At 56.3% G+C, this 17,607-nt stretch carries 12 protein-coding genes; 8 read left to right on the top strand and 4 right to left on the bottom strand.

Going from position 1 to position 17,607, the window contains the following annotated elements; all coding sequences use genetic code 11:
- The first annotated feature begins 879 nt into the window (after positions 1 to 879).
- The 3 genes from AB4097_RS16525 to AB4097_RS16515 all read left to right on the top strand — a co-directional run bounded on the left by AB4097_RS16525 (position 880) and on the right by AB4097_RS16515 (position 3,986).
- Positions 880 to 1,542 carry an exopolysaccharide biosynthesis polyprenyl glycosylphosphotransferase gene (locus tag AB4097_RS16525; RefSeq protein ID WP_442041482.1) on the top strand — a complete coding sequence of 221 codons (663 nt, stop codon included), beginning with the start codon at positions 880 to 882 and terminating at the stop codon, positions 1,540 to 1,542.
- A gap of 198 nt (positions 1,543 to 1,740) precedes the next feature.
- Positions 1,741 to 2,850, top strand: a complete 1,110-nt coding sequence (locus AB4097_RS16520) for a hypothetical protein (protein ID WP_442041480.1) — start codon at positions 1,741 to 1,743, stop codon at positions 2,848 to 2,850.
- A gap of 20 nt (positions 2,851 to 2,870) precedes the next feature.
- Entirely contained in the window at positions 2,871 to 3,986 is a 1,116-nt protein-coding gene (locus tag AB4097_RS16515) for a glycosyltransferase family 4 protein (RefSeq protein ID WP_442041478.1), read from the top strand.
- 55 nt (positions 3,987 to 4,041) lie between these two features.
- Here the strand turns inward: AB4097_RS16515 and AB4097_RS16510 are convergent, their stop codons facing one another.
- Positions 4,042 to 5,181, bottom strand: coding sequence for a glycosyltransferase family 4 protein (locus AB4097_RS16510; protein WP_442041476.1), 1,140 nt, complete (start codon positions 5,179 to 5,181; stop codon positions 4,042 to 4,044).
- Positions 5,182 to 5,668: 487 nt separating this feature from the next.
- Between AB4097_RS16510 and AB4097_RS16505 the strand changes: the two genes are divergently transcribed.
- Positions 5,669 to 7,234, top strand: a complete 1,566-nt coding sequence (locus AB4097_RS16505; RefSeq protein ID WP_442041474.1) for a hypothetical protein — start codon at positions 5,669 to 5,671, stop codon at positions 7,232 to 7,234.
- A 66-nt stretch (positions 7,235 to 7,300) separates the two neighbouring features.
- On the opposite strand, the gene AB4097_RS16500 is transcribed toward AB4097_RS16505, so the two are convergent.
- Positions 7,301 to 8,758 (bottom strand): hypothetical protein, encoded by a 1,458-nt coding sequence (locus AB4097_RS16500; protein ID WP_442041472.1) that lies wholly within the window; start codon positions 8,756 to 8,758, stop codon positions 7,301 to 7,303.
- Between the two features lie 72 nt (positions 8,759 to 8,830).
- A complete protein-coding gene (gene pth, locus AB4097_RS16495; protein ID WP_442041470.1) occupies positions 8,831 to 10,783 on the bottom strand; it encodes an aminoacyl-tRNA hydrolase in 1,953 nt (650 codons plus the stop codon).
- A 385-nt stretch (positions 10,784 to 11,168) separates the two neighbouring features.
- Between pth and AB4097_RS16490 the strand changes: the two genes are divergently transcribed.
- Both AB4097_RS16490 and AB4097_RS16485 read left to right on the top strand, forming a co-directional pair.
- Entirely contained in the window at positions 11,169 to 12,347 is a 1,179-nt protein-coding gene (locus AB4097_RS16490; RefSeq protein WP_442041468.1) for a glycosyltransferase, read from the top strand.
- A 113-nt stretch (positions 12,348 to 12,460) separates the two neighbouring features.
- Positions 12,461 to 13,936, top strand: coding sequence for a lipopolysaccharide biosynthesis protein (locus AB4097_RS16485; RefSeq protein ID WP_442041466.1), 1,476 nt, complete (start codon positions 12,461 to 12,463; stop codon positions 13,934 to 13,936).
- A gap of 63 nt (positions 13,937 to 13,999) precedes the next feature.
- Here the strand turns inward: AB4097_RS16485 and AB4097_RS16480 are convergent, their stop codons facing one another.
- On the bottom strand, positions 14,000 to 15,649 hold the full coding sequence (locus AB4097_RS16480; protein ID WP_442041464.1) for a hypothetical protein: 1,650 nt from the start codon (positions 15,647 to 15,649) through the stop codon (positions 14,000 to 14,002).
- A gap of 424 nt (positions 15,650 to 16,073) precedes the next feature.
- Between AB4097_RS16480 and AB4097_RS16475 the strand changes: the two genes are divergently transcribed.
- Both AB4097_RS16475 and AB4097_RS16470 read left to right on the top strand, forming a co-directional pair.
- Positions 16,074 to 16,961: a glycosyltransferase gene (locus AB4097_RS16475; protein WP_442041462.1), complete on the top strand. Its 888-nt coding sequence runs from the start codon at positions 16,074 to 16,076 to the stop codon at positions 16,959 to 16,961.
- Positions 16,962 to 17,442: 481 nt separating this feature from the next.
- On the top strand, positions 17,443 to 17,607 hold a 165-nt coding region (locus AB4097_RS16470; RefSeq protein WP_442041522.1), incomplete at its 3' end, for a DUF1565 domain-containing protein.

Genomic DNA, 17,607 nt, shown 5'->3' with positions numbered 1-17,607 from the left:
GTGCGAGATCCTTAAGCAGCCTGGAAACACGGGCCTCTGTCACAACTCGCACTTTTGCGAAAGCTGGATGCCTACTTCGAAGACCGGGAATTCCATCTCTCACACCGATGCGAAATGCCAAGTTTGAGTTCCTATGCAATAAACTACTTCCGGTTTCGATTTGGCTACGGCCTCATCTTTTCGACACTTGATGGCATAATAGCGTCGATCGAACTTTACTCTTCGAATATAAATCGAACGGACTTCACGTTCGTGTGTCTCCCCAATCCCGCACCTGAAAGCAAAATGGCTCATTCCGCGTTGCGCTAGTTTAGCACACGGAAAAAGCCTCAAGCCGCCGAGCTGAATGCCTATTAGATATATCACTCGAACTATTCGAGCTGCCAGGGGGCCTCAGTCCAGTCGGATTTCCAATCCTCCAATCTGTCCCATGAGCGGGAAGCACCAAGCTAAATTAGTTTCCTCGATCCGATCTCGTCGGACACAATTCATTTGGATCCTTTTGCGCAGCGATTCATTGACTGTCGTCAGACAGAAATCAAATCGAATTCTATGGATATCTTAAGTCAAATTCGTCGTTTTCTAAGAGGTCTAAATTAAGAGCAACGTAAACTTAGAGCTTTTCTCTAGGATCTACTGCTCTTCCCAATATCGCGTGGGGCGCTATCTGACCCGCGGGTTATCAAGGTTTCCAGCTATGGATCCGGACTCGCGGTCTCTCAGCAAGCCCAAATACACGGCGTTGGAGCGTTAGGTGCAAAGGATCGACGTCCCGATTTTCATGCAATCGCGTAGCGCCATGATCGAGATCATTTGCGTTGCCATCGGCAGAAGAAAGTCACGTTTCACCCCGCTCTACATCATGAGGAGACCCTCAACGTGACGGCACCCCATCAAAGCACATTGATGTCAGGCTACGCGTTCGATGGTAGTTATGTGGCGCTTAGTCGAGCAGGGCGTGCTCAGAAACGCATCTTCGACATTGTCCTTTCGTGCATCGTTATGGTGGCGGTATTTCCCATACTCGTCATCATTGCGGTCGCGATTAAGCTTGACACTCCAGGGCCCGTCCTGTTCCGCCAGACCCGTGTCGGGCTCAATGGACGTCGCTTCCGAATCTACAAATTTCGAACCATGACTGTGCTCGAAGATGGAGAGTTAATCGTTCAGGCGAAACACTTCGATCCACGCATCACCCGCGTCGGACGTTGGCTAAGACGCCTAAGCCTTGATGAGCTTCCGCAACTGCTCAACGTTCTGAAAGGTGAGATGTCGCTCGTAGGTCCCCGGCCGCATGCGTTGGCTCATGACCATGCGTTCGCTAAGCTCATCAACAGCTACGCAATCCGTGGACACGTCAGGCCGGGCATTACGGGTCTGGCGCAAGTCCACGGCTTGCGTGGAGAAACGGCGACTATTCAAGCCATTCAAAAGCGCGTCGAGCTCGATGTCGAGTATATCGCCCGTTGGAGCATGCTTCTGGATCTGGAGATCCTTGTTCGAACGGTCGGGGAAATTGTTAGGCCTAGAAACGCCTACTGATCCCGTTCTTGAAAGCCTTTCCTAGGTTTCACTGACGTCCACGCCTACGAACCGGAGGCTTGCATGACTTTTCGCTTGCAACCGACACAGGACACTCGGCGTAGGATCATTGTGACCGTCCTCCTCTATCTTGCAGGAACTCAAATGTGCTCTTCGCTCTCCACGGAGCATCGCACTTTATACGTAAGTCCATCGGCCATGGGCGATAGAGACGGGACAAGCTGGGACAATGCCGGCTCGTTGGAAATGCTTTCCCTGTTCATCTCGCGTGTTGGCGCAGGTGGAAGGATCCTCATTCGTGCAGATGCCGGGCCTTATCGAACGGACCGACAGATTACAATCCGATCGGGAGGCAATCCGAATGAACCAGTCACGATTACCGGCGCGGATGTTAGCGGAAATCCAGCAAGAGCATTGATACAAGGTAGTCGTTCCGATCCATGGACTGTGGGAAGCGATCCAGGGTCTGAGGTCTTCCGTCTTGATTCCGGGGCTGATCATCTTCGTTTCGAGAATCTCACGTTTCAGAATCAGGGAAATGGCTGCTTTCGCGTCTCAAGCAACATTCAAGGGCTTGAGCTTCAAGACATAGATGCTCGCAATGTCCGTCGCTTCTTCGAGAACGGGCCTGGATCCTCCGACAAGATTGCCAGCATTACAGGTCTCAACATCCGCCGAGTATCCGTTCGGGGCTATTCCAAGGGCGCAATTCGCCTCAGCGGCGACTCGAGCGACGTTGTCATGGAGGATGTCTTGGGGGATAGCCAGCGTCAGGACGGCGATGATTTTGCAATCGGCGTCGCTCTGCAGGGAAATGTGAGGAATGTCCTGCTGCGTCGCGTAACGATGATGAACAGCCAGGACACGACGCACGGCTACTGGAACGGTGACGGTTTCGCAACCGAGAGGCACGTTTCCGGAGTCAAGCTTGAGGATACAGTCGCATCCGGCTCTACGGATGGCGGCTATGACATCAAGTCGTCTGAGACGATTTTGATGCGGACCAAGGCAGAGGACAACATGCGCAACTATCGCATCTGGAGCGACGTCAAGGTCGATGATTGCCTAAGTCTAAATCCAAACAAGCGTGGCGGAAACGGCAAACAGAATCATTTCTGGGTGGCCAAGGGCGCGCGCGTCGAAATCGCGGGATGTCGGATAGAAGGGGGCGATCAGAGAACCATCGCTTTCCAGATCGAGGCGAAAGGCGAAGCCGTCGTCCGGGATACGGAAATCAATATAGGCCCCGGCGCCCGCATGTCGCTCATCGAGAATGGCGGAACACTCGACAACAGAGGCATACAATAGGACCTGAAAAGGCGGCAGCAATGAAGATCTGCGTCCTTGGACTAAGAGGGGTTCCGGCAGTCGTCGGTGGTGTCGAAACACACTGCGAACAACTTTATCCCCGATTGCAAAGACGGCGATCCTCGGACCGCTTCACGATAGTCGGCCGGCGTTCCTATTGCGGATCCCCCTCGGCTGAATTCAATGGCGTGGAGGTTGTCGCTCTACCGCATATAAAGGGTAAGCACCTCGAGGCCATTTCGAACGCCATCATCGCCCTGCTTTATGCCAGGTTCCAGCTTCATGCCGATATTGTGCATATTCATGCGATCGGACCGGCCCTTGTGGCGCCGATCGCAAAAGCGCTTGGCTTGAGGGTCGTCGTAACGCACCACGGAAAGGATTATGACCGGGACCGGTGGCACGCCTTGGCAAAAAATGTGCTTCGATTAGGCGAATACTGTGCCTTGCACTTCGCTGACCACATTATCGTTGTCTCTCCTTCTTTGACGGAGATGCTGAAGACGCGGCACCAATCGCGCTCATCCCACATCACGTTTATCCCCAACGGCGCGACCCATGTCCTTGACGTTGCTCAGGAGCATGCAGACAGTTCGGCGCTTTTGGACAAGTTCAACCTAACGTCGGGAAGATACATCATCACCGTCGGGCGCCTGGTTCCCGAGAAGGGCATCGATTTCCTGATCAAGACTTTTAAACGCGCGAACTGCGGTACGAAGTTGGTCGTCGTCGGCGATGCTGGAATGGATCAATCCTACGTCGATGCGCTTCATCAGGAAGCCGATGGGAACCTGATTTTCACCGGTTATTTGGGTCAGGCGGATGTCATTGGTCTCCTGCGGCAGGCCTCGCTTTTCGTCCTGGCCTCCCGGCATGAGGGTCTGCCGATCGCTGCGCTGGAGGCAGCTATGAGCGGGTGCCCGGTTCTTCTTAGCGACATCGAGCCGAATCTCGACCTCGGATTTCCGGCGAAGAGCTATTTCCGGGTCGGGGACATCGAAGATCTGGAGCGCAAGTTGCGGGCGCCCCATCATGCCTTCAAGGTAGATCCGCCGGGTGTGCTGAAGAATTACGACTGGAACAGGATCAGCGAGGCGACAAGCGAGATCTATACGAAGTTGATGTCGGTCGCGTAGAATTGGCTCCGCATCACCTTCCCCGCAAAGCGATTTATGGTCTCGAAGTCGTGACTTATGAGATTGCCTGTATTCTTTTGTAGATCGCGAGAACGCGGTCAGCATGTCGCACCGGGGAGAGCTCGTCTGCGATCTTGCGCCGGACTTCATCCGGGAGAGCCGTATCCTTTGGATTCACGAGAACCTGCAGAGCGACTTCGGCGAATTGTTCCGGCGTTGCATCCCTTGCGACGAGGCGCCCACCGGCCCATCGGCGGGCTATTTCACTATGGCCAGCATCGTCGGTCGCGACATAGGGGACGCCCAGCAGCAAGGCCTCGACGAGTGTTCGGCCGAACGGCTCGCCAAGCGCTGGGGCGATCAGGAGGTCCAGTGTGGCGAAGTTCATCTCGGAAGGCGACCGAAACCCGGGAAGGACAATCCTGTCGCCGATCCCAAGCCCGTCGGCTTTCCGTTTAAGATCCGCGTTCGATTCGTCTCGATCCGAACCGAAGATGACAAAGCGGGCATTCGGTAGAGCCTGAGCAATATTGCTGCACACATCGAGGAAAAAGCCAGGTCTTTTGCGGTGCTGCAGGTTGCCGACGAATCCCACTAAAAGAACAGGTTCACCAACGCCCCAGACCCGTTTGAACTCAGCCCTCCATCCTGAGCCGGCGCTGAGAGCAGGCTCAGGAAATGGGTTGGTGATGCTGTCTATCTCTTCTTCTCGCAGGAAGCTGAGATTGCGGCGACAGGGCTCGGAAATGCTGATGACGGAATGGGCCAGTTGCAGGATTCTTCTGTCCAGCATCGACATGTCGAGAATGGCGCGGTGATGGTACACGACTCGCCGTCGAAGCACTTTCGCTGCGCTTCCCCATGCCTGAAGCGTCCATAGATCGCTGCAGTGAACGATCGCTCCAGCGCCATACGATCGCAACATAAGGACACGCTTCGGAAGCTTCAGGACATCGGCGAGCACATCACGCCGCTTTGCTGGAACATCGGCAGTCGGCAACACCTCCAATCCCATCTCGGCGGCGCATTTCGCGACCTGTGAATCGGCTGCGGCCACGATGACGCACCTGATCCGGTGTCTTGTGCCCAGAGCACGGGCCAGATGGAAGGTGGAGATATGACTTCCGCCGACGCCCATCCCGGTAAATGGGAAGAGGATCGGCCCAATCGATGCACCTGTCTTGGATAACATCATCCAGCTTCTTGTCCTGGATCGTCTCCCCACGGCAAAGCACGAATTCACCTGAGCACCTGGAACGTCAAACCAGGAGGGCTCACTCCTGAGATCCCATTATTCCCGTCAAGTGGATACCAGCTTCGGAGAGTCATCTTTCGAGGTGTAATCATAGTACTGTTTCGTGTCACAGACCATCGGTCAATTATGCTCAGAAGTCAGCTCCTTCCATCATCATTGATGATCCTCCCAAGTTGCCGCGGAGATCTGCTAAATTAGTCAACGGCTACCTTTGATTGAAAACTTTCGAAGAAAACATCGTGCTGCAAAGAGGGTCCACTTTCTCGCGGGATGCGCTAGTCTTATGGCGTGGTGGACGGCTTGATCAGCCCAAGACAGGCTCTTCCTATCGTCTTCCATGGCACTGCGATCCCGCTCGAGAGAGTATATCCATTGACCGTGGCGCCACTCACTCGTGAGCGCGTTCCAGCGCCGCGGGAGGATCATCATGGAGAGTGACAATCGCCGACAGCCGAAGGATGATCTGACTTGGTCCTTAGGGAGCGGCGTGCACCCTCGCAGCTTCCTTTTCTCTCTTGATGATCGTTATGAAGCCCCCGGACTTGGCCATGTTCTGGTACCGATCGGAAAGCTCCAAATCTCTCCGGACTACCATTGCTATACAGTTGCAAGCCAAGAATCGTTCCTGATCCTCATCGGCCACTGCATTGATTTACGTGCTCCCGCCAGTCAGGAGCCGGATGCGGCTCGAACTCTCCTGCATGCTGCGTTACATGACGGGGTCGAGACGATGCTCGCCGCGTCCGACCACATCATCGGACGCTATACGGTGATCTGCTACAGTCGAGGGACATGGACCGTCTTCAACGATGCATGTGCGACACGATCTACGTATTTTGCAGAGGATGCCGATCTTATCGCATCTCATTCGACGCTGATCGGCCGAGCCCTCGGGCGAGAAGCACGTAAGGAGCTGTTCCGACACTTCCGCTATGGGTTGCCTGGCAACGTCTCGCCTGTCGCTGGCGTTCGCGTCGTTCCGGCCAACTTCTCTCTTGATCTCCGCAGCAAGAAACTCACGCGGTTCTGGCCCATAAAGCGCAGGGTCGAGAGGACGATCGAGGAGCTAATTTCTCCTCTTGAAGACGTGCTGACGAGAACCGCCGATGCCGTGGCGCTCCGTTGGACGCCGGCCCTCTCACTCACAGCTGGGATCGACAGCAGAACGACACTGGCTGCGTTCTCCCATATTCCCTCCACCGTTCCATTTACCTATTATCGCGGTCCGGATGATGCGACCGATATTGACATCGCAAGCATGCTCTGCCGGTCCGCCAGGTTCGAACACCGGCCTCTCGCTGTCGTGAACCGCTCGGATGCTCCATCGATTTACGCCGCGGCGGATGCGATGGTGGATTACAAGCACTTCGACGAGGCGAGCGCAATATATTTCGAAGCATTCGCTGGCGGAAACTACATTCACGTCCGCTCGAACCTGGCAGAGATAGGTCGTGCGTTCTGGCGCAGGCATCCCGTGATGCCAACCCGTTTCGGGGCGGACAATTGGATCGATGTTGCCACGCACCAGGATCGCCAAGGTGAGCCTCTTCGCCAGGAGGCCATGCGGTATATGCAGGATGAGATGGCGGCCTTCATCGACTTGGCCGGATATGATCTCTCAGACCCTTTCAATCCCTCGCTGCTCGGCTACGATGCCTGGGATCTGGTCTACTGGGAGCATCGCATGTCGACGTGGCACGCGCAGGTTCTAATGGGATCGGACTTCGCCTTCGACACACAGGTCATCTTCAACTCGCGCACCGTTCTGGATCTTCTCATGTCCGCGCCTCTCAAGGACAGAGCCAAGGCCGCTCTGTTCCATCAATTCATCGACCGGAAACGTCCCGATTTCAGCAGTATTCCAATCAATCCTCGCCCATCCAAGCGTGGGGTCGAGGCCCTAATCCTTGGCGCCTACCGACGGCTTCGCCGAAGAGTTCCCATTCTCCGATCGCTCGACAGATCCACGAACCTCATGGCCCGATTGCGATAGCGTAACAACCCGGCATTTCATATCGCGCTCCGGACCCTCACGTGACTGAAGGCCGGCCTCATATTCTTACATGCTCCCCTTGGAATCCGAAGCATCCCGCAAGAAATTTACGCAGCGCTGGTAGCGCGACATCGAGCGGCGAAACAGATCCACCTCAATGCCGTCCAACCCCTGCACCAGAGTGGCCGCCGCCAGCTTCTTCTGGCCGAAGGCCTGGCGTGGTATCCCGGCCTCTTCGGCGATTCTCCTCGGAATGGGTCGGTCATAAGTCCCGCGATAGCGCCATTGCCGCGCCTTCTTCGGAAGCCACCTCGAATCCCAAAATCGTTGCAGGAGAGGATGTGTCTTCACGCCGAGAACCGGAATATTGATCGAGATCGACTGGATCTTCAGCGTCCGTCCGCTTCTCCACGGCCGCATCTCATTCGATAGCCCTATTGCCTGAAGCAAGGGATGCGCCTTGAAAGCCAGCATCGGGACCGGGATGTGAAGGAACCCCACTCTCAAGCGAAATTCTCCGATGCTCGCGCCCGAAATATCTCCTCTTTTGAGAACAGTCGTCGGGTGAAGGGAGGGATCCCAGATCTTGTCACCGTGGAAGCCCGTCAGCACCGTCCGCCCCGCCAGCAAGTCTTCGGGAGCATGGAGGCATTCGTCCAAAACTCCCATTCCGATATAAAAATCAGAGAGGCGATCTATGTCGGATCCCGTGACGAACTCACGCCATACATCACGCTTCTCTGAGAAACGTAGGCGGTTCTTCCGGTTCAACATCTCGGCCCGGATGCCAAGTGCACGCGCGGCCTCAAGGCCGGCGTCGGTCTGCCCGGACCGGGCGTTGTCGATCATGATTGCGATGCAATCGCCATCCACTTGCCTTGCGAGTGCCGCACACGCCGTCGAATCATATCCTGTCGACAGATAAACCGAAATGCCGTCGCTTCGGTATGTATCGGCTGCCTGCCGAATGATGGACAAAAGATAATTCCGGTAAGTCTCGAATGACGTAATGCACGAAACATCCGCGTCCTGAACGATCTCTCTTGGCTCTCTTCCCTCACGACATTGGATGATGGCGTTGAAGTATCTGTAGAGGCGAAGCCGTGGCGTCTCGTAAAGGTCGCGCCGATATCGCTCAAGGCCTTGGACCAATGTCTCCAACCTGCCCCGAACGCTCCCAACCTCGAACTCCGTCACACCTGCGCCGGTCAACACGAAAGGCAGTGAGTTTGAGGCGAATAGAGCATCGGGCGTAATAGCAACATAAACGGCTTCCGCCGTGTGACTGGGCGCAATGAGCGAAAGACATTCTCCATCCCATACGCCACCGGACCCCAGGTAGATCCCGTCTCCTTTCAAAGAGCGTGGGCTATCGGTTTCGGCCCATCCGCCCTCATAGAACCAGTCGGCGTGACACCGAACGTGCGTTCCGCTCACCAGTTCAAGAGTGCCGCCACTCAGCTTCGAAAGCCAGGCTTGCTTAGGCGCATCTCGGCTGGTTTTGACGACGAAGTTGCTTGGCATCGATAGGTCCATGGATGCAATCGAAATCGGACGCCTTGGTCGGCAGAGGACAGTCGTATGAACGACCTTTCATTAAGATGTGGCGCGTTGGCTTTGAAGCCACTTCGTTACTTCTCTTGGAATAAGCTCGCCCGCGACCTCGGCACAGACACGGCTGACGGTCAGCGAATCTTTCGGTGAGAACGGGCTTAGTACGTACTTGGCCGCGCTGTCCTGTTCGGCCGGACGTCCTACTCCGATTTTGACCCTGGTGATGGAAGCGGAGCCGAATGCCTGGAGCACTGACCGAACGCCCCTGTGCCCGCCGTCGCTTCCCTTGGAGCGCACTCGAACGCCTCCAAGGGGAAGATCCATGTCATCATGAACAAGGATGCATTCATCCGGCCCAAAGTGAAACTCGGTCGCCAGGTTCAGAAGGACGGCGCCGGTTTGGTTGACCGGCATCATGGGCTTGACGAGGCACAGTTTCGCTCCGTTCCATATTGTGCTCGCCATGAGAGCATCCGGATACGATATCCACTCCACTCCGAAGAAGCGCGCCAGTTCGTCGAGGGCATGATGACCAATATTGTGCGGGCTTTGACTAAACTCCGCCTCCGGGTTTCCAAGCCCGATGATAAACATCATTCCGGGGTCTTCGGATGGAGCATCCATCGATACTGATGTCGCTCCTACGGCGCTTAAAGCATCAGGGTGAAGTGTGTGAGCGCGCCGCGCCGGCATTGTCGCCGCTTCCGACATCACTCCATTGTCGGTCGCAGCGCCGAGGCTTGCGGGATCCGGATTGTCCATAAGTGAATAGAGCAGGTCGAACCTGTCCGCTCGTTCAGACGCTTTGAGAAGTACAAGATCGCCTGCGTGAAGCACCTTGGCCAAATGATCCCGAGCCTGTGCGACCGAGGCGAATATCCAGAGTGCGTTGCCTCGCAGCGTGTTTTTGACCTTTGAGCATTTCGACGCTTTCGGCCCAACGAAGATCACAATGTCGGCGGCTTCAAGGGCCGACTTGGCAACGCGTTTGTAAATCGTCTCCGAGTTCCCGGAATAGTCGGAAATGGTTCCGATCACGATGATCTTCCGAGACGCTCTTGCGTCCTTCATGAACTCCAAGGCGGGAGGGATGGAGTTTAAAGACGCCTTTATGTCGTCGCGAATGAAGGTGATCCCGCGTGTGCCCGATACGGGCTCCATCCGCCTCTTATTTGGCGTAACACGGCTCACCGCATGCGCGGCAGCCTCGATGGGCACTCTCATCTCGAGACCCACACTCACGGCCGCCAGCACACAGGACACCCAATGCTTACCGCAAAGCTGCGTCTGGATGCGATGGCGTACCCCATCGTGAAGGCAGTCGAACGCAAGCCGGTTGGGCCAAGTGCTGTCGATGTTCTCCGCTCTGACGATCGCATCAGGCGATAATCCATAGGTCACGGTCCTACCTTCAAACCGCGAGCGCATCGCCAGAACGTTCGGGTCGTCGGCATTGAGGATCGCCACACCGTCTTTCGGCAGCAATGCTACAAGCTTGCCCTTCTCAGCCGCGATCTCTTCGATGCTTCCGAATGCGCCGATATGGTCCGTACCGATGTTGGTGACAACTCCGATGCGGGGCCTGACCAAGGCTAAGGGGCGTTCGAGAGCAACCCTGTGACCGCCTATTGCTGCTGCGATCTCCTGGACGCAATAGGAGTGGTCGGGCCTGACATGATAGATAGTTTCATGAACTGCTAAATTATCATTGGCCCGGCTCTTGTGGCCAGTAAAACAGGTGGACAGGATGGCGTGAATTAAATCCTTCGTCGTCGTTTTGCCCGTGCTGCCCGTCACGCCGATGAAGACGACCCGACTGAGCAATCCTACTCGGTAGAACAGGACACACGCTCGGCCGAGGCTTGTCACGGTGCTACGTATGGGTGAGGGAAGCGTCCGGCTCAACTTTCTGAAGATGTTCTTGGGACGCCAAGCCTTGGCATGCCCTTCACCTGCGCCGATCCATGAGAGGCGTAAACGATTGACGACATACATGGCGTATTCTCCCTCCGACGGCGTGCGGAATGGGACAAGGATCCAGGGGGCAGCCGTAAAGTCTTTGCATTCTTGCCGAGAAACACAGAGCCCTGCTCTGATCATGTGCACCATAGCTTCCAGTGTCTAGGTAACGTCGACATCGGACAGATCGGTCGATTGAACTCCACACATACAATAGCGGCATCCCCATCCGTCCGCCATGATCCGCGCGCTGTCTTACGGGCATCGGAATGCGGATGACGTGAGAAGCGTCTAAATTAGATCCGCCGGCGCGAAGCAATCGCTTCAATCGCTCAGCCATACCCGCAAGCCTGTGCTATCATTCCTCCAAACGTCGGAAACTAAGCTCGGCCTTACATGCCGGGATCGATTTGCCTCACTCATGACGAACGAAACACACTCCCCCAGGATTCTCTTCGTCATCAACTCTCTCGAGGGCGGTGGCGCCGAACGGGTGATATGCCTTGTGGCATCCGTCCTGGCAGAGTCCGAGAGGACTTGGACGGTCACTCTCGTCACCCTCGATCAGGCACATGACAGCTACTCCCCTTCGGAGCGCGTCTCCCGTATTCATCTGAATGCGGCAGGGAACCTTCTGCGGAGCATGGCCGCTCTTCTTAAGCTTATCCGCAGGGAGAACCCTGATATCATCGTCAGCTTTCTGACGCGCTCGAACTGTGCTGCGATTGCCTGTTCACGCATCGCGCGCATCCCATGCATCGTGAGCGAGCGCGTCCATACGACGAGCCATCTCTCGTCTGCCCACGGGCGGCACGTGAAGAAAGCCCTGATTAAGCTCCTCTATCCCTTTGCGGATCAGATCATCGCCGTGTCCCATGGCATCAGGGATGATCTCCTAGAGAATTATGGAGTGTCCGCCTCGAAACTGACCACGATCTACAATCCAGTCGATTCCGAGAGAATCGAAGATGCCGTCCGAGCGGAACCTTCCGTTACCCTGCCTCTCGACTTCATCGTGGCCGTCGGACGTCTGGCGCCGAACAAGAATTTCGCCATGCTGCTGCGCTCCTATGCTGCTGCGCGTATCGAGAGCTCGCTCGTGATCCTCGGAGAGGGAGCCGAACGGTCCAGGCTTCAGGCATTGAGCCGCGAACTCGGTATTGCCGACAGGGTGCACATGCCTGGCTTCGCGGAAAATCCCCACGCGATTATGGCACGAGCGAAGTTTTATGTGTCGCCGTCCAATGCGGAAGGCTTTCCCAATGCGATGATCGAGGCGATGTGCATCGGTCTCCCCGTCGTATCGACGGATTGCGATTCAGGTCCGTCAGAGATTCTTCAAGGGACAGCCGGAACGCAGAAGGTGACAGCGTTGACCATGGCCAGGTTCGGCATCCTGGTTCCAACCAATGACGAAGGCGCCATGAGCGCCGCCCTTCGGACCATGAGCGATACTCTCAATCGCAGATCCTTCGCCGCCGCAGCCCGTAAGCGGGCGCTCGACTTCTCAATCGATCGCACTCTGGCAGAGTATCGATCTGCCATTGGTACGAGCCTTTCAACCTTCGCGGACGGGAGGCGGCTGGACGTGCCAGCATGACATTCGACATTGGTTTCGGCATCGAAATCAGGATGGGCGATGACGATTTTCTTGGAATTTCCTTGGAACCACCTCCGCAATACCTATTACCGGGCCATTTGGGTCCGTAAGGCATGCAACACGCCTCGGGCAGTCCGATGACCAAAAAGGTTTCAACGGCCCGAGCCGTCGTCTTCATGGGGGCGGCTCAGGCTTGCCGGCTCTTGGTGACTTTCGCAACCGCTCCGATCCTGGGGCGCTTGCTCCATCCGGCCGATTTTGGCCTGATCGCCACTTCGGCGCCCATCATCGGCTTCGTCACGATGATCCAGAACCTTGGCCTGACCCAAGCGCTCATTCAACGGCAGACGATCACGAAAGGTCAAGCCAACACGCTTTTCTGGCTGTCCGTTCTCCTCAGCCTCGCTTTCGCTGTCGCGCTTGTGGTTTTGGCGCCCTTCCTCGCGCGGTTCTTCCAGGAACCCCGTCTGACAGGCGTCATCTGGGCTGGGGCTGCGCTCACGGTATTCTCCGTCATCGGCGAGCAGCCAATGGCGCTTCTGACCCGCAACCTCCGCTTCAGGCTGCTGGCTTGTCTTGACATTCTCGGCGTCGTCGTGGGAGCTGCACTGGGGGTTGCGGTTGCCTGGTACACAGGCAGCTACTGGGCCCTGCTGGTGCCGCTCATATGCGCCCGAACCCTCAACCTGTTTGTCTCGGCCATCGCGGCGCGCTGGCTCCCGGGGCGCCCGCTCTGGGACGAGGCGGCGCGGCAGATGATCGGCTTCGGCGCCGGCCTTTCCATGTTCAACATATTGAATTTCTTCGCGCGCAGCGCAGACAACCTGATGATTGCAAAAGCCCATGGCGCTGTCGCACTTGGATTCTACGATCGTGCCTATCGGCTCATGCTTCTGCCGCTCACGCAGGCGACCTGGCCCTTGAGCCGAGTCATGACGCCGATCCTGTCGCGGCTGCAGAATGAGCCGGATGAATACCGCCGCACCTATCTCAACAGCGTGAGCCTCCTGATGATGGCCGTGCAGCCCGGCGTATTGTGCGCGGTTATTTTTTCCGATGCGACTGTCTCACTGCTCCTCGGAAGCCGATGGACGGAAGCCGCACCGATCTTCGCTTGGCTTGGAATTGCGGGGCTGCACCAGACCTTCACGTCGACACTGGGCTGGCTCTTCATCAGTCAGGGCAGGATGCGTGATCTCGGGATCGTCGGGATCGTGGCCTCTATGTCGACGATCATCTCGTTCGCCGTTGGCTTGCCCTGGGGCCCGCTTGGGGTAGCCATCGCCTATGTCGTCAGCGATTACGCGTTTCGCCTTCCCTTCCTATGGTACATGGCAGGGAAGGCTGGCTATGTGAGCGTTGGCGACATCTACAGAACCGTGCTCCCCCATGCGATCGGGTTGCTGGTGGGCGGATGCGCACTGGCACTTGGAAGGACATATCTGCACGCACCTTCGATCACCGAACTGGGTGCCGCTCTCGTCATCACTTACGCAATCAGCTTCGCGGTCCTCATGCTGTTCAGGTCCAAACGCGTCCTGATTATCAAAACCCTCACCATGATCCATGAAAATATCAGGCCGCGCTGACGTATCTCATCCAGGATGCGGCTCGGTGCGATGCCGCGCCGAGCCGCACTGTCTTTTATCTGTTTAGATCACGTAAAAATCGGCCGCCGTCAGGCGTGCATGATTGCTGAGCGTCGCCAGATGAATCGCGGCCGCGGCGCCAGCTCCGTCGGAATCATAGAGAAGCTCCCCGGATTTTGAATCATAGATCACATGATCGTTCGCATCGAGAGCCTTGGTTCCAGCAACAAAATTCGCTGAACTCAGAGCCCCGCCTTTGAGCTTGACGAACACGCCATTCTCAAGGCTGATGGTGTCTTCTCCTGGCCGGAAGTCCACGATGGTCGCGGCACCAGACTTCCTGCTGGCCTTCGTGTCGAACACGAAGGTATCGCTGCCCGTGCCGCCCAGAAGAATGTCCGCGCCGCCCTTGCCCCTGATGGTGTCGTTGCCGCCATAGCCGAAGATCGCGTCCGCGCCTGATGTCCCCTTCAGCTTTTCGGAGCCGTTCGTGCCGAAATGCGCGCGGGGCGCATCGCCGGCAGACGAGGGCGCGGATGCCTTCGATGCCTGAGAGGACAGGCCGGATTTGCTGGCCGTATCGAGAAGCAGGGACGACTTCGAATGAAGGCCGGACAGTTTCCCGGCCGAGTCGATCTTGGTGCCATTCACTTCGAGAACCGCACCGGCCTTCCAGAGGTCGAACACGGTCGATCCAGGGTTATAGTCCGAAATGTACCCTGACGTTACTTTCCCGTGCGCATTCTCGCCCAGCCAGAAGTGATCCGTCGATGCACTCCCGCCGAAATGCCTCGGGTCGAGGCTCTGACTGTTCTCCATTGTGATGGAGTCGCTCCAGAACCGGTAATTGCGGTTGTTGCCGATGGCGATTGCATCGACCAGCACCGTGTTGCTGGATTTCAGATCGTAGCCCGCATCCGTGTTGCCGTACGCCACAGTCTTCTCGAAGCGGATGTTGTATGTCCCACCTTCCGTGGAAAACCCGTCCCCGTTCCAATATGCGTTGTTCGCTCCACGGGCATGGCTGCTTTGCATCGTCACGTTTCTGAAGAGCACGTCGTGGACGGTACCATCGAGCGAAACGCCGAATACGTATTGCTCGGGCGTGCCGGAATCACCCCGCCCGATGACATCCTCGATGACGACGTTTCGGCTGTCATACTGAAGCTTGATGGAGTTGTGCGAGTACTTGTCGATGTCAACGTTGCGAATGGTGAGACCGTCGACGCTTGCGCTGGAATAACCGCTCGAAGCCGTGTCGGCCAGAAAGCGCTTCACGTTGGTCGCATGCATGTCCTGAAGCGTGATGTCCTTGATATCCGCGCCGATGCGAAATGCGCCGTCACCGATGTTGCTGAACGCCATATCCTCGAACTTGAGGTGATCGGCTCCACCCAGCAGGCGGAACACTTCGGAGCCAACAGCTTTGCCGGTCGTCCATTCGGCAGCGCGGGTTCCGTTGATCTGGGCGAGCTTCGTATGGCCGCTTGCATCCACGCCCCGGATCGTCACTGGAGCGTCCGCGCTGCCGCCGCTCTTGATCGTGATTTGACCCGAAAGATTGTAGGCGCCCTGGTCGGCACGCAGGAGAACCTGTCCCCCGGCACCGGCCTTACCAATGAAAGTCGAAAGATTTGAAAGAGTACCTGCATTGGCCAGGGATGAGCCGTCCCGGCTCCCCGAGCCTGTCGGTGAAATATAAAGTGTAGACAATGTATATGCCCCTATATGTGGGTAATCGCTTTGCGTTACCTTCTTTCCGGATGTCGTTGCATCCGGGTTCCCTTTTGATCGCATGAGATCATCACGCAATCGGGCAAAGCAGCGCCGGCTGCTTAAGCAAATTCATAGCTCAGCTTTGCTTGAGAGAAGCCGTATCATGTCGCAGCTTCAGGTGTACAGTTGACATTATGCGACAATACGTCAGTGAAAGTCGCAAGATCTTACGCAAATAATCTCTTAGTAGATCTTTATGCCTAACATGCATCCAAGAGCATTTCGGAACCTGCTGGCTACCTCCCAAGCCTTGGGTCGCGGATGCTTGATGAACAAGTGACCTGCCTTATAAACGCGAAGGAGAGCGGTCGTTGCTGGCACCCTGCCCGATGCCGCGTTTCGTCAACAAGGCTTCGCAAACATGGAGCGCCCGCGAGTCTCCGTTGTCATCCCAACCTATCGGATGGATGCGCACCTTCGTGAATGCCTGACCTGTCTCGTCGAACAAAGCTATCGGAGTTTCGATGTCGTCGTTGTCGATAACGACGCTGATGCGAGTTCTGGTCCGTCTGCGGGCGTTCAAGCACTGATCGACGAGTTCTCTACCATTGGTCTTCCGGCGGCAGCGATCGCACATGGCGAACCGGGATCGTACAATGCGCGACATGCAGGTGTTCTCCATACACGCTCGGAATTGATCGCTTTCACGGATGCCGATTGTCGGCCCGGGTTTTCCTGGCTGGAATCGGCCGTCGCAACATTCGACCTCCATTCCAATGTCGGCGTCATCTCAGGCCCTGTTATGCTTTTCGCTGCGGATGAAGGCCCCGTGTCATCTTATGAAATGCGCCACAGCTATCTTGGGAGAAACGATATTGACGATGGCTGCGTGACGGCGAACTGGCTCATGTCTCGAACGATCTACGACGAGCTGAATGGTTTTGATCTCTCCCTGAGATCGGGAGGAGATGTCGAATTCTCGCAAAGGATCAAAGCCGCGGGCTACGATCTCGTCTGGGCTTGCAGCATGATCGTCGAACATCCGACGCGCACATCCCTCGATGATCTGATCAGAAAGCAACGTCGGACCCTCGGTGGAGCCTGGAACCGGAGCCAGCGATCCTTCCGGGCCTTGCGCGTTCTAAAACATGTCCTCAAGCGAGGTTGGCGACGCTCCCGATCAATTCTCCAGGACCCGAACATCGACGCGGCGCTTGCATCCAGACTCCTGAAAGTGCAACGCGCCGTAACGTTGGCCGAACTTCACGAGGTGCTCAGGCTCACTGTCGGCGGCACACCCGAACGCTGACTTGAACCCTAGGCCCGGCCTCTTAGACAAACAATCCGGATTCATTTCGCCGACTAAATCTTCGGCATTGCGGTCTGCGCGGTTCGTTCAGCGGAGCCCCCTGATCGCATTCGAGTTACTGCGACATAGCTAAAAAATCGGGCCCGTCATGCTTTGGCCCTATTCTGAAATCAAAAACCATTCGCAGTGTTTCCGTACAACTCTCCAGAGCACACCATTTCGGAAGGAGAAACCGCATTATCTCAGCCAGAATATCATTCTATGAGTAATGGTATTAAGTGCACCTTTCTGAGTTCAGAGTATAATATTCCCTCCTAGTATCCCCCCTAGACTTCTTCATCTCTGACTTCTTACAACATCAGCTCTCATAATACTGAGACTGCGTTCAGTGCATCGCATCTGAGCCAACGATCTTCTTTGCAGAAGAAGAGCGCGTTCTGCGCAACTCACATCTTATCAAACTTTTCCCTAATCCTTTTGAATGAGAAGAATCATGACCACTATTTATGTTTCGACGACGGGCAGCGACACGGGTTCGGGTGCATCCGGTAGCCCGGTGAAATCGATCACCAAAGCCGCCCAGCTCGCCAAGGCGGGCGACACCGTGCTGGTCGCCGGCGGCGTCTACAACGGCAACGTCTCGATC

The organism is Microvirga sp. 2MCAF35 (assembly GCF_052115545.1).
GTDB lineage: Bacteria > Pseudomonadota > Alphaproteobacteria > Rhizobiales > Beijerinckiaceae > Microvirga.
This window is presented reverse-complemented; position numbering and strand designations above follow the sequence as displayed.

Excerpts from the sequence above, each read along its gene's own strand:
- AB4097_RS16520 (WP_442041480.1), top strand. The coding sequence starts at position 1,741 with ATGGGCGATAGAGACGGGACAAGCTGGGACAATGCCGGCTCGTTGGAA.
- AB4097_RS16515 (WP_442041478.1), top strand. The coding sequence starts at position 2,871 with ATGAAGATCTGCGTCCTTGGACTAAGAGGGGTTCCGGCAGTCGTCGGT.
- AB4097_RS16510 (WP_442041476.1), bottom strand. The coding sequence starts at position 5,181 with ATGATGTTATCCAAGACAGGTGCATCGATTGGGCCGATCCTCTTCCCA.
- AB4097_RS16505 (WP_442041474.1), top strand. The coding sequence starts at position 5,669 with ATGGAGAGTGACAATCGCCGACAGCCGAAGGATGATCTGACTTGGTCC.
- AB4097_RS16500 (WP_442041472.1), bottom strand. The coding sequence starts at position 8,758 with ATGCCAAGCAACTTCGTCGTCAAAACCAGCCGAGATGCGCCTAAGCAA.
- pth (WP_442041470.1), bottom strand. The coding sequence starts at position 10,783 with ATGTATGTCGTCAATCGTTTACGCCTCTCATGGATCGGCGCAGGTGAA.
- AB4097_RS16490 (WP_442041468.1), top strand. The coding sequence starts at position 11,169 with ATGACGAACGAAACACACTCCCCCAGGATTCTCTTCGTCATCAACTCT.
- AB4097_RS16485 (WP_442041466.1), top strand. The coding sequence starts at position 12,461 with ATGCAACACGCCTCGGGCAGTCCGATGACCAAAAAGGTTTCAACGGCC.
- AB4097_RS16475 (WP_442041462.1), top strand. The coding sequence starts at position 16,074 with ATGGAGCGCCCGCGAGTCTCCGTTGTCATCCCAACCTATCGGATGGAT.